The sequence below is a fragment of the Bartonella sp. MR110HLJHH genome (assembly GCF_042194225.1).
In the GTDB taxonomy this organism is placed as follows: Bacteria; Pseudomonadota; Alphaproteobacteria; order Rhizobiales; family Rhizobiaceae; genus Bartonella; species Bartonella grahamii.
On sequence record NZ_JBHIMQ010000001.1, the window covers coordinates 467,420 to 481,021 of the forward strand.

Sequence of the window (13,602 nt, forward strand, 5' to 3'; positions counted from 1 at the left end):
CTCCAGCTAGTGGAACTGAAACTGTAAAGAGTTTAAGTATTAGAAATGCAGGTGCACAAGAAGTTGTAGATGTATCAGAAGGTGTTGGTTTTAAACAGAAATGGGCTGGTGCTACGCGAGTACGTATTGGTTTTGCTGCTGCTGACCGCATTATGCCTTATGTTGCTGGAGGTGTTGCCTATACACAGCTAGAGGCTGCTCATGGAGAAGTGAAGGTAGGTGATAAAACTTTTGTTTCAGGTTCATCTGATGAAACAGCAACAATGGTTGGTTTCACTATTGGTGGCGGTCTTGATTTTGCTGTGACTGATAATGTCCTGTTGCGTGCAGAATACCGTTACTCGGACTATGGTAAAAAGAAATTTTTTGCAAAAGAAAAAGAATATAATTTCAGAACCAATGACTTCCGTGTTGGTGTAGCTTACAAATTCTAATTTCGTCAACAACGAAATAAGCTTCCAAGAGGCTCTGTCAAAGACAGGGCCTCTATTATTTTCTGTTGTTATATTCCCATATTTATTGGGGGATGAAAAGATATTATTCAGATTTCTTTAAAAAGATTTTCATAAACAACAAGCAATAATTACGCGCTAAATCAATGACTTATACGTACTTGTAACTTACAATTTCTTGCAAAAAGTGAAGTTATGAAATGACTTTATCTTGCGTCATCTTTCGTTTCTTATGATTGTATCATTTTACTACAGCGTTTCTTTCTCTAATCATATAGCACCCTGCTCATAAATAAATGAGGAGAAAAGTTTACGAATATAAAATCTTTAGTCACAATTTCTATTATCGCTATCAGCAGCTTCTGCAGCACAAGCTGCTGATATTATCGTTCCTCGTGAAACAGCCCCAGCAGTTGTTATCACAGCCCCTTCATTTTCTTGGACAGATTTTTATTTCGGTGGTCAAGTTGGCAACTTTTCAAGTCAAAATTGATGTATTTGATTTAGAGACAAAAGAAAAAACTTCAGATAAAGATGGACTACCTAAGCCTTGAGGTTTCATAGGTGGTATTTATTTAGGTTCCAACATAGAACTTGGAAATGTCCTCAATTCTAGGTGTTGAAACCGATGCAGTCTGGATAGACCGAGGAGAAACGAAGACGGTCTCAAAGATTCTTGCGATTGATGAATTTAATGATTTTAATGATGAATTTGAAGATGCTGGTGTTGCATTGGTGTTGTTGTATTGGATGAAAATAAAAAGTTTCAAAAAGGTGACACAGCAGTGTATCGTATTGGTTTCAAAGAAAAATAGTCTGGTGCAACATGGGTTTGTGTTGGTTTTTCCGTCGCTGACCGCATTATGCCTTATGTTGCCAATGGTATTGCCTATGCGTAAATACAAGGTGTCGATAAAGTTTCAGAAACAAAAAAGTCGGCAAATGGTAAATCAAGTAAAGAAGTTTCTGCTACGATATTTGATAAAACAAAAACGATGGTGGGTTTCACCCTTGGTGGTGGTATAGATTTCGCTATGACAAATCATATTCTGCTTCGTGCAGAATACTGTTACTCAGACTTTGGTAAGAAGGAATTTAAAAAGGGTTACCCTAAACTAGGCTACAAAACCAATGACTTTCATGTAGGTGTAGCTTACAAGTTCTAATTTCATCAAAAGTGCGATTATGAATAAAAAGTATTAATAAAAAATTAAAATTTCAAGAGATCTTGACTTTGACAAAACTGCTGTTTTCTGGGCTTTTATTTGTATGACTGTGACATTTTTACTACAGCTTTTCTATCTATAATCTTGTAAGGTCATTTTATAGTTAATTTAGGAGCAAAATTATGAATACAAAATATTTAATAGCAACTTCTGTTGCCGCTTTAATTTCAGCTTCTGCAGCACAAGCTGCTGATGTGATGATCCCTCATGAAGTCGCACCAGCAGTTATCGCAGCAGCACCTTCATTTTCTTGGACGGGTTTTTATCTTGGTGGTCAAGTTGGCAACTTTTCGAGTAAAACTAAAGTAACTATTCCAGGAGCAGATAAAGAGCTTTTCAAAAAAGATAACACACCTAGTCCTTCTGGTTTCATGGGTGGTATTTATGCCGGATCTAACGTAGACCTCGGAAATGGTCTCATTCTCGGTGTTGAAACCGATGCAGTTTGGGCAGACCGTGAAGAATCAAAAAAAGCCCGTGAATTGACGCTTACTGAAAAAGATGCAGCAAATTTTAATGATGCCCTTGAAAAAGCTAAGGTTGAATTAAAAGATCAGCAACAGTTTGAAAACGGTGACAAGGTAACAGAAACGCACAGTTACAAAGAAAAATGGTCTGGTGCGACACGCGTCCGTATCGGTTTTGCTGCTGTTGACCGGATTATGCCTTATGTTGCTGGTGGTATTGCCTATGCGCAGGTACAGGGCATTCAATCCGTTGCAGGAAAAGGAGAGAGAGCTAAAGTTGAGCAGAAAGCTGACGGGGATGAAAATGTGCCAGCTAAGCAAAGCATAGATTTGACTGGTGGTACTTGGGCTGATGACACGAAGACAATGCTTGGTTTCACTATTGGTGGTGGAGTTGACTTTGCAATGACAGACAACGTTCTTTTACGTGCAGAATACCGTTACTCCGATTTTGGTAAAAAGAAGTTTGCAAACGATACACGTGAATTCAATTACAAAACCAATGACTTCCGTGTAGGTGTTGCTTACAAATTCTAATTTCGTAAAAATGAAATTAGAAGCATAAAAAATACTAAGGCCTCGTTTAACGGGGCCTTTATTTTATTAGCTCTCTATTCTATATCTCTTAATCCCTTCTATTTTTATTTGTATCATTTTGTGCTATAAGACTTTAAAGAAAAAAGTTTTATATTATAGAGGGCGAATTGGTGGTATATATGGATTTTATAGCTACTGATTACATAAAATCTTATATCACGGCTATCATTTTACGCCTAAGAGAAAAGTATTCAATTAATCTCAGAAATAGGAAAAGATCATAACCAGTGACTAACTTTATTCTGCATATGCCAGATTAGAGCGAGCATATTGCGTATATCTGTTGGAGTAAGCTTTGGGAAATACAGTCTCATTGGGGAAGAATATGAAGATGTAAAGATAGAAACCAGTTTCCAACTTTACCATCTTCTTTTAATTTAGCTTTACGATTTTCAAAAGTATTTAGGGCATTGTCTTACGTTTTTGTTTATTGCATTCTTTTTATGGGATCACACTCCTTATGCAAAACAGAACGCCCCAAACGGAATACACTTGTTGTTGTGTCTTCACACATTTGTTTTAAAGAAATATTTTTCAAACTACATCAAGCCCACTTCATGTCAGTATCCGTGAGTGATATAAGACGGTAAAACCTCCCAATGAAATAATATAAAATCTATAGAGCACCACTATCGTTACACGCTTAATAAAAAGAGCAAGCTAGCATCATCATACAACTTTGCTAGCCACCAATGTTGTGGACAGACCTTGGCTGTTAAAAGCGTTCATAAGAGGCATTTAAAATTCTTTTAATGTTTTTATCCGCAGACTGTTTCCGCTATCGAGAGATATGGTTTTGATTAATAAAACATGGAACAGGTTTTAAATGATAGAATCCTACAGTATTAGTTTTTTCATTCAATATGAAAACAATAAATTATCCTTATAAATTAAACCGATGTGTCATGATGAAGATATTTACGCAAAGAATCTAAAAGTTTTTTTTGTGAGTGTTTGAATAAGTCCTTTGTTTTTCTTAATTTTAGATACAAAATACTATCGCTAAAGCACCAAAAGTAGATCATGTTGATAAATAGATGAAACTTTGATGGCGCTTGGTTTTAAAAAAGGCAACATTTGATTTCACTGTTTGCACAGGCATTGATTTTGCAATAACAGATGATAGTTTATTACATGCAGAATACGGTTATTCAGATTTCGGTAAAAAGAAATTTATAAAGAATATTATCATTAACAGTTATGCAAAAATTTAATGAAAATGAATCCAACTTTAAGACACATAATTCTAGTGTGATTTAGTTTACAAATTTTCATTGAATGCAAAATTAAAAGTTTAAGAAGCTTTATTTTCAAAAAATCTTTATTTTGTTGTGAGTGTGTTATTTTTGCTACAGATCTTTCAAAAAAGATGCTCTATATACATTTCATTTTGGATATTTGGAGAGATTTTATGAATACAAAACGTTTAATAACAGCATCTATTTTTTCTTTAATTTCAACGTCTACAGCGCTAGCTGCTGATGTTATGATTCCTCATCAACCAGCACCATCGACATCTTCTACTATTGTTGCTCCTACTTTTTCATGGACAGGTCTTTATTTAGGTGTCCAAGCTGGTGGTTTTTCGAGCAAATCTGATATGGCTCTTGTTGATCAAGAAAAGAATTTGCCACTAGATAAAGAGTTCTCTCCTAAACTTTCAGGTTTTGTAGGTGGTTTTTATGCAGGTTCTAATATTGATCTCGGTGATAACTTTATTTTTGGTGTCGATACGGATTTAATGATATCTGGTAAAAAACACACAAAGACAATTACCATAGGTGCAGCTGATAACACTACAGTAGAAAATGCAGTCGTAAGATCCCGCAGATCTGCAGAAGTTGTAACCACAACAGGAAAAACAACAGGAACACCAACAGGAAAAACAACACAAACAGCTGCTTCAGAACAATCTGCACCAAAAGTAGCAGATGCAGGAACTGTACCAACAAAACCTGCTGCAGACACAGAAACCTCCAAACAAGTGACGAGATCAGAAGTAAGAGGAACGCCAACGCCAGCAGAGGGCAAAACACAAGCTGTTACATCTACAAAAACCTCCCCACAGACAGAGAGAAGATCAGTGCAAGCATCATCGGGATCATTGGCAAGATCAGATACAAGACTACCATCGGTAGTAGTAGGGGGAAATGGATCAAATCCAGTTACACCTAAACCAACAGCTATCGGCACAGGGGTAGGAGCAGCAGGGAAGTCATCATCGTCCTCATTGGCAAAATCAACAGCAGGAAATCAAACAGCAGGAGTAGGGTCAAGTGGAGCAAGTGTGCCTGCAAAATCTGCAGAAGAAGGATCTGCAAAAACGGCTGAAAAAGCACCAGTATCTTCTGCCTCATCAACAAAATTAGAAGTAAGTCAATCTGTAGCGACAAAACCTACATCGGAACAATTATCATTAAAAGAAAAAACAGTACCGAGCAGAGGGACACTTGTACTCGCGAGATCAGGATCAACCTCTGAATCAGCAAAAGCTTCCAATGGAACAAGCGGAGCCCAAAACGGAGGTCATCATGGTGCCCATGGTAGCGGAAATGCTAATCCGCATGGTGCATCTCATGGAGGTGGGCATGGCTCTGGCGCTCATGCGCATGGTGCTAGTTCACATGCTTCTCGTTCTCATGGTGGACAGAATATGGCTGGACACGGTGCACAAAGTACACAAGCGGTGGATAAGAACAATTCCAGTGCATATGGTATAGAACAAATGAAAAAGCTGGCTTCTGAACTTGGTCTTGATCAAGAGGATGAAGTTGAAACTTTAAATCATACTTTCAAACAAAATTGGGGTGGTGCTACACGGGTACGTATTGGTTTTGCTGCTGATCGCTTTATGCCTTATCTTGCTGGCGGTATTGCTTATGGGCAGTTCCAAGACACTGTATCAATATCCGTTAAGGATGAGGATGGAAGAGTCGTTTCTTCTAAGAACTTAGCTGATGAAACAAAAACCATGATTGGTTACACACTTGGTGGTGGCGTTGATTTCTCGCTTCTGGATAATGTGATTGTACGTGCAGAATATCGTTACTCTGATTTTGGTAAAAAGAAATTTGCAAAGGAAAAACTTGAAGTTAACTACAAAACCAATGATTTCCGTGTTGGTGTAGCTTATAAATTCTAATTTTTAAAAGAGTAAATTTCTAAAAGGCTCCACTATTAGTGGAGCCTTTATTTTTTAAAAGATCAATTTTTGGTTTCTTTTCTTGTGAATTTCATGATAAAGCCCATAGAGTGTGATGATATATTTTCCTGATCGCTGCTTAATATGAATGATAAGCTCGGCTTTCCCTATAGATAAAAACCAGAGTTGCAGGGTTCAGGGAAGTTATGCAAAAATGAAATCGTAAAAGTGGACAGGAATATTTCACAATGACTGTGAAAAATGAAACAATAGATTATTCAAAAACTCTTTATCTCCCACAGACAAATTTTCCTATGCGTGCAGGGCTTCCGCAAAAAGAGCTTGAATTGATGGCGCGTTGGGAAAATATGGGGCTTTATGCGCAATTGCGCCAACAAGCAAAAGATCGTCCATTTTATATTCTTCATGATGGTCCACCTTATGCAAATGGTCATATTCATATTGGGCATGCTTTAAACAAAGTTCTAAAGGATGTGGTTGTCCGTTCATTCCAAATGCGCGGTTTTAATGCAAATTATGTACCTGGTTGGGATTGCCATGGGCTTCCAATTGAATGGAAAATTGAAGAAAAATATCGAGCGCAAGGAAAAAATAAGGATGAGGTACCTCTTCACGAGTTTCGTAAAGAATGCCGTGAATTTGCACAGCATTGGGTAACCGTTCAAAGTGAAGAATTTAAACGCCTTGGTGTCGTGGGAGATTTTAACACGCCTTATACTACAATGGCTTTTCATGCAGAAGCACGCATTGCCAGTGAATTGATAAAATTTGCTATGTCAGATCAGATTTATCGTGGTTCCAAGCCGGTGATGTGGTCTGTTGTAGAGCGTACGGCTTTGGCAGAGGCTGAGATTGAATATCATGATCATGAATCAGAGGTGCTTTGGGTTAAGTTTCCTGTCTTTGAAGCAAATTCTGATGATTTATATGGTGCTTATGTCGTCATTTGGACAACAACGCCGTGGACAATTCCTGCTAACCGTGCAGTGAGTTATTCTTCGCAGATTTCTTATGGTATTTACGAAGTTGAAAGTACTGAAAATGATTTTGGTCCTCAAGCCGGAGAAAAACTTCTCTTTGCTGATGCGTTAGCTATGAGTTGTGCAGAAAAAGCCAAACTTGTTTTGAAGCGGTTGCATGTTATTTCTGCTGAAGAATTGAAAGCTCTTGTTCTTTCTCATCCACTCAAAGGTTTGGCTGGGGGGTATAACTTTAAAATTCCATTGCTTGATGGTTCGCACGTAACAGAGAGTGCTGGTACAGGTTTTGTTCATACAGCGCCAAGCCATGGGCGTGAGGACTTTGAAATTTGGAATGATTATAAGTCCTTACTGGAGCAAGCGGGGATTGATTCGTCTATACCGTTTCCTGTTGATGATGCAGGGTTCTATACGAAAGATGTTCCAGGTTTAGGACCAGATCGTGAAGGAGGACCTGCGCGTATTATTGATGATAATGGAAAAATGGGTGATGCCAATAAAGAGGTCATTAACGCTTTAATTAAAGCAGATCGATTGTTTGCACGGGGGCGTTTAAAGCATTCCTATCCCCATAGTTGGCGTTCAAAAAAACCCGTTATTTTTCGCAATACACCACAATGGTTTATTTCAATGGATAAAGATTTTGGGGATGGTTCAACTTTACGTAGTCGGGCTTTGGAAGCTGTTTCAAAAACGCGTTTTGTGCCGTCTTCTGGGCAAAACCGCCTAGCTTCTATGATAGAAGATCGTCCTGATTGGGTTCTTTCTCGTCAGCGTTCTTGGGGTGTTCCTATTTGTATTTTTGCGAATGAGGATGGTTTTATTCTAAAAGATGAAGGTGTGAACGAGCGTATTTTACGGGCTTTTGAAGCAGAAGGGGCAGATGCATGGTTTGCTGAAGGAGCACGTGAACGTTTTTTAGGTGAGCGTGCACATGAGCCTTGGGTACAGGTTTATGATATTTTGGATGTTTGGTTTGATTCTGGAGCAAGCCATAGCTTTGTGTTAGAAGATCGGGCTGATTTGAAATGGCCTGCTGATGTTTATTTTGAAGGTTCAGATCAACATCGCGGATGGTTCCAATCTTCTCTTTTGGAAAGCTGTGGTACGCGTGCTTGCTCTCCCTATAAGGCAGTGATCACACATGGTTTTACTTTGGATGAGAATGGTAAGAAAATGTCTAAATCTTTAGGCAATACGGTTGTTCCACAAGAGATCATTAAAACATCTGGAGCTGATATTTTTCGTCTCTGGGTTATGACAACTGATTATTGGGAAGATCAGCGTTTAGGCAAAAAAATCCTTCAAACAAATGTGGATTCATATCGTAAACTACGCAATGCAATTCGTTGGATGCTTGGAACTTTAGCGTATGATGATGGAGAAGAAATATCTTATGGCGCACTGCCGGATCTTGAAAAATTTATATTGCATAGGCTTTTTGAACTTGATCAGTTGATTAATCGCGCTTACGATGAATTTGATTTTAAAAAGATTATGCGTGCATTATTGGATTTTTCAATCATTGAGTTATCGGCATTTTATTTTGATATCCGCAAGGATTCTCTTTATTGTGATGCGCCTTCATCAAAAAAACGCAAGTCTTCCTTGCAGGTTGTCCGTGAGATTTTTGAGCGTATGGTAACATGGCTTGCTCCAATGTTGCCTTTTACTATGGAGGAAGCTTGGTTAGAGCGTTACCCAGAAAGCCAATCGGTGCATTTAGAACAATTTCGCTCTGTACCAGAAGAATGGCAAAATCAATCTTTGTCTGAGCGTTGGAAAAAAATTCGGCAGGTCCGTAAAGTTGTTACAGGTGCTTTAGAGCTTGAACGCGTTGATAAGCGTATTGGATCCTCGTTAGAAGCCGCTCCTGTTGTTTTTATTTCCAATCCGGCTTTACGAGAAGCATTAGAAAATGTGGATATGGCGGAGATCTGTATTACCAGTGAACTCACAATTACGCAGGATACAATACCTTCCGATGCTTTTACTTTGAATGATGTTGAAGGTGTTGGTGTATATCCAGAGAAGGCATTAGGAAAAAAATGTGCTCGATCATGGCGTTATACACAAGATGTTGGGAGTGATCCTGCCTATCCGGATGTATCTGCTCGTGATGCAGCTGCTTTGCGGGAATTGCAGATTCTTGGCAAGATTTAAAATTTTAGATCAAAGGAAAGAAATGCAAGTAAATTTCTCATATTGATGAATATAGTTTTTTGTGGTACGAGAAAAATTCCGTTGTTTTATCTGCAGGGGGGAAATTTGTGTATGGAACGTTCTCTCATAAATAACGGGAATGTTAATTAGCCATATACTTAGGAAATGGAATAGGCAGTGAGAAAACGTGAAATAAAAATATTTCCAATAGGAATTTTAGGGATGTGCTTTGTTTTAACGGGATGCAATTTATCAGCTCCTACCTATGGTACCGATAAACCAGTTTCGATACAGTTTTTTGAAGATGTTGCTAATATTACTTCATTAACACCAACAAATAACAGTAGCCAGATTGTTATGAAACCTCATCCAAAACTTGTAATACCAAGCCCTAGTTCGCGCGGATTTTTACCGATTCCACAACAAGATAGATCTGTCAATGAAATAGCAGCATCGAAGAAGCATCAAGGAAATAAGTCTTTTCCTCACAAAGGATCGTCAGTTAATGGCGCTGGTTCAGAAAACCCTTCACAGTTGAATGCGAAGCAACGACAGGAATATTTACGTCGTCAGAGAGCACAAGTTGGAAGTTCAAAATACCGTCGCTATCTCACTGAACCACCTTTAAGTTATCGCCAACCGGCAAAAACCGCACCTATTGGTCGATAGGGAAAAGACAAAATATTTAAAGTAAAGAATTTTTCTAATTACTTATGATACCAAGCTCTCATTCTCGCGCAGTTATAATGCTGTTGTAGGAGGGGTGTTATTCTCATGAAATAGCAATATGACAACAGCATCGAGAGAGTCCTTATGCGTTTCCTAACACGAAACATTTCTCAAGCTCATTTTACAACATCGCTCATGTGGATAGTATAACGTAAAATCTATTGTGCTCCAATATCTTTATGCTTAGGAAGGAGAAAACTGATACTATCATTTTATTTTCCAAACTCCAATGTTGCGACAATTCTTGCATTTGAGAGCCTTCATAAGAGACATTTTTAGTCTTTTCTAAAACGTTCTTTATCCAGAAGATAATCCCGCTTATGATGTGCAAGAAAGTAACTTTTATTGCTTCAATGTAATTTGAAATGAGAGTATATCTACGATATTTTGGACTTTATATTTTATATACAAAATAATGAATTATTCTTATGAGTGAATGTATTATCTAATAGAAGCAATATTCAGCATTAAAAAAGAGAAAAAATGCTTCGAAATGGCTTTTGCTATATATATCAGAGGAATTAATAGTCTTTTTTTGAGAAATAGGATAGTTTTTAAAGAGTGAAAGTTATGGAAGAAGAATTGTTTTTAGTATCGCTTTTGTATAAAAAAATCTTTAAGTAATTGAGCAGCTTCTTTTTCTTTAAAACCAGAATAAATCTCAGGTTTGTGATGACAGGTTGGTTGCTGATAAAAACGAGGACCATTTTCTATAGCCCCCCCTTTGGGATCATTTGTTGCGTAATAGAGACGTCGTATGCGTGCAAATGAAATGGCAGCAGCACACATAGCACAAGGCTCAAGTGTTACATAAAGATCGCAATCAGGAAGCCTTTCGCTTTGCAATGTTTCGCAAGCCATACGGATTGCGCGCATTTCTGCGTGTCCTGTAGGGTCATATGCAGATTTTATAAAGTTACCAGCGCGTGCAATGATAGCTTTTCCACGTGTAATGACAGCGCCTACGGGAACTTCATCTTTTTTTGCAGCCCATTGCGCTTCTAAAAGGGCTATTTCCATGGGCGTCAAAGTCATCATATTCTTTCTACTGAAGGTATAGAAAATCTAAAGGTTATCTCGATAAGAAATGTGATGGAATGAATAATTTATTACGCTTTTATAATGAAAGGAATACCTCTATTTTTTAAAGTGTTTAAAACAAACGTGCAAGTCAACAAATACATTATTGTCGTTAAAGGATAGAAAATGATAAATGATTATGCTACTTCCTCTTTCAGGATAAGCGGTATGGTGCATGTGAATAATTTTCTGAACATACTGGCAAAGATTGGTTTGAAACGCAAATGAATGAAAATAATGAGAGTGAACGAATTGCTAAAAGGTTAGCGCGTGCTGGTGTTGCTTCGCGTCGAGATGCAGAAATGATGATTGTTGCAGGTCGCATTTCTGTAAATGGTACGGTCGTGACAACGCCTGCTTTTAATGTTAGCCGCTCTGATGTTATTAAAGTTGATGGCAAACCTTTACCTCCTATAGAACGAACGCGTTTATGGCTTTACCATAAGCCAGCAGGCCTTGTCACCACGAACCGTGATCCTGAAGGCAGACCTACAGTATTTAGTAATTTACCAAAAGGAATGCCGCGTGTTCTTTCTGTTGGAAGGCTTGACATTAACACGGAAGGGCTTTTGCTTTTAACTAATGATGGTGGCTTAGCGCGTGTATTAGAGCTTCCTGTAACAGGATGGGTCCGCAAATATCGCGTCCGTGCTCATGGAAGAGTAAAGAAGAGCGCGCTGGATAACCTTAAAAATGGTATTGCGATTAATGGCATTTTTTATGGTTCGATTGAAGCATCAATTGAACGTGAACAAGGATCTAATATATGGCTTTCTGTCGCTTTGCGTGAAGGAAAAAATCGTGAAATAAAGAATGTTTTAGGGGCGTTGGGATTATCAGTTAATCGATTAATACGTGTATCTTATGGTCCATTTCATCTCTCTGATTTAGAAGAAGGAGCCGTGCAAGAGTTAAAAGGGCGGATGTTACGAGATCAGTTGGGGGAGCGTTTGATTATGCAAGCCAATGCAGATTTTGATGCTCCTATTCTTAAGCCATTTTCAAATTCTGCAGTTGTTGCAGAAAAGCAAAGCCAAAAAGATCTTTCTGTTGCAAATGATGGTTGGGTTTTCTCAAGTGAAAGGGCGATACGGCGCCGACCAAGAGATGATTCTGTTGAACATAGTCGTGCACGATTAAGTACAAAGTCTCATGAGAATGTAAAGAAGGAAAAAAGTGAGGAAGGAAAAGCAGAGCGTTTTCTACCGCGTTCTCGCCGTGCTAATGTTTGGATGGCTCCTGGTGCACGTCCGCAGAGTACACGTAGAAAGCCTTCCTATAGTGAGGAGAAATCGCATGATCATAAGAGCGATTTGGATGGTAGAAAATCCTTTCATCGAGGCAAGGAAAAACTAAAAGAAAGTCCGTCACACAAAGAGAAGAGGGGAAGTTTTGTTCAAAAACGTGGCAAAACATCTTATGACGAGACGCATCCCTCTGGTAAGAAAGATCGCTTTTTCAAGGATAAAGAGAAAATGATAAAAAGTGGACATGAGGAGCATTCTTTTGAGAGAAAGAAAAAGGTAAAATCGTTTGGTGATGCTATGAAAAAATCTAAACCACATAGGGATGGTGCAAAAACTTCGAAGCGATTTGGAGGTTCACGTGCGGATCATAGGCGGTAAATTTGCTGGGCGTGTTTTGTTTTCGCCTGTTAATCAGTCGATTCGCCCAACGAGTGATCGTACACGTGAAAGCCTTTTTAATATTCTTTCTAGCCGTGAAGAACAATTTTGGACCAATAAACGTATTCTTGATCTTTTTGCTGGTACTGGTGCTTTAGGCATCGAAGCACTTTCACGTGGAGCAAAGGCGGCTGTTTTTGTTGAAAACTCGGTTGAGGGACGTGGGTTGCTTCAAAAAAATATAGAAGCCTTTGAATTACAGTCGATAGGACGGATTTTGCGTCGTGATGCGACAAAACTTGGCAATATTGGCACAATGCTTCCATTTGATGTTATCTGCGCTGATCCTCCCTATAGCCGTTGTTTAGGTGAACGTGCTTTCGTAGAAGCTTTGCGAGGAGGGTGGGCAAAAGCTGATACACTCTTCATACTTGAAGAAAAGAAAGATACAATGATTCATTTACCCGACGTCTTTTATCTAGACGATGAGCGTTTTTATGGTGAGACAGCAATACGTCTCTATAAATTACGATCGCTTACATTTTGAGAAAGTTCTTGTTTTTATCCGGTAGGATGAAAAAATGCTTCTTTACAGTTTTCTTCATTTTATATGGTTTTTAAAAGGTTACGGAGAAAGTAAATAAAAGATTCTAATGTTAAAGGAATTGATGAATTTTGATTTCATTATGTTTTTTGTCTGAATCTCTCATTTTTTTGAAGTTTTTTATAGCCCCAAGAGCGAGTCTTTTACAATATACGCCCTTTAATATAGAGGGGCCATCTGTTCTTCTGTCTAGCCAAAAATTGCTTTGAGGTGTAATGCTATTGGACCTAAATTAGCAGTATGTATTGCTGCTAATTTTTGTAAGTTATATGCTGATTTGTTAATTTCATCTACATTAAAAGTGAAAAGCATTATCAAAGCTTTAGTGTATTATTAGCTTTACTACCGATGAATGTTTTTTCTCCAATAGGATACATATTTCACGACAACAGTTATGATACCTTTTTGTCTAATTTCTTTCGGCTGAACATTAATCATCAACATCTCATTAGCAGCTGAAAGCTTTCAACTATGCAGTCTGCATTTATATCCTAAATAGTACGTAACTTTTATCTT

General features: G+C 38.1%; 10 protein-coding genes. 9 read left to right on the forward strand and 1 reads right to left on the reverse strand.

Going from position 1 to position 13,602, the window contains the following annotated elements; all coding sequences use genetic code 11:
* From ACFIKB_RS01790 to ACFIKB_RS01820, 7 genes are all read left to right on the forward strand, one after another.
* Nucleotides 1–434, forward strand: a 434-nt coding sequence (locus ACFIKB_RS01790; protein WP_375652652.1) for an outer membrane protein, incomplete at its 5' end; no start/stop codon positions are given.
* A gap of 618 nt (nucleotides 435–1,052) precedes the next feature.
* Nucleotides 1,053–1,478, forward strand: a complete 426-nt coding sequence (locus ACFIKB_RS01795; RefSeq protein WP_375652654.1) for a hypothetical protein — start codon at nucleotides 1,053–1,055, stop codon at nucleotides 1,476–1,478.
* Nucleotides 1,448–1,618 (forward strand): outer membrane protein, encoded by a 171-nt coding sequence (locus tag ACFIKB_RS01800; protein WP_375635957.1) that lies wholly within the window; start codon nucleotides 1,448–1,450, stop codon nucleotides 1,616–1,618. The genes ACFIKB_RS01795 and ACFIKB_RS01800 overlap by 31 nt, the downstream gene beginning before the upstream one ends.
* Nucleotides 1,619–1,800: 182 nt before the next feature.
* Nucleotides 1,801–2,682, forward strand: a complete 882-nt coding sequence (locus ACFIKB_RS01805; protein ID WP_375647121.1) for an outer membrane protein — start codon at nucleotides 1,801–1,803, stop codon at nucleotides 2,680–2,682.
* Between the two features lie 1,471 nt (nucleotides 2,683–4,153).
* Nucleotides 4,154–5,884 carry an outer membrane protein gene (locus ACFIKB_RS01810; RefSeq protein WP_375652655.1) on the forward strand — a complete coding sequence of 577 codons (1,731 nt, stop codon included), beginning with the start codon at nucleotides 4,154–4,156 and terminating at the stop codon, nucleotides 5,882–5,884.
* Between the two features lie 248 nt (nucleotides 5,885–6,132).
* Nucleotides 6,133–9,048, forward strand: coding sequence for an isoleucine--tRNA ligase (gene ileS / locus ACFIKB_RS01815; protein ID WP_375652656.1), 2,916 nt, complete (start codon nucleotides 6,133–6,135; stop codon nucleotides 9,046–9,048).
* A 177-nt stretch (nucleotides 9,049–9,225) separates the two neighbouring features.
* Entirely contained in the window at nucleotides 9,226–9,717 is a 492-nt protein-coding gene (locus ACFIKB_RS01820; RefSeq protein WP_012754667.1) for a hypothetical protein, read from the forward strand.
* A gap of 648 nt (nucleotides 9,718–10,365) precedes the next feature.
* Here the strand turns inward: ACFIKB_RS01820 and ACFIKB_RS01825 are convergent.
* The gene (locus ACFIKB_RS01825) at nucleotides 10,366–10,812 is read right to left on the reverse strand and encodes a nucleoside deaminase (RefSeq protein ID WP_375636040.1); all 447 of its coding nucleotides are present in this window, start codon (nucleotides 10,810–10,812) and stop codon (nucleotides 10,366–10,368) included.
* Nucleotides 10,813–11,081: 269 nt separating this feature from the next.
* Here ACFIKB_RS01825 and ACFIKB_RS01830 point away from each other — a divergent pair, with 269 nt between their 5' ends.
* Nucleotides 11,082–12,482 carry a pseudouridine synthase gene (locus ACFIKB_RS01830; RefSeq protein WP_375652658.1) on the forward strand — a complete coding sequence of 467 codons (1,401 nt, stop codon included), beginning with the start codon at nucleotides 11,082–11,084 and terminating at the stop codon, nucleotides 12,480–12,482.
* Complete coding sequence (rsmD, locus tag ACFIKB_RS01835) at nucleotides 12,463–13,029, forward strand: 16S rRNA (guanine(966)-N(2))-methyltransferase RsmD (protein WP_273787828.1); 567 nt, start codon at nucleotides 12,463–12,465, stop codon at nucleotides 13,027–13,029. Before ACFIKB_RS01830 ends, rsmD begins: the two co-directional genes overlap by 20 nt.
* Nucleotides 13,030–13,602 lie beyond the last annotated feature (573 nt).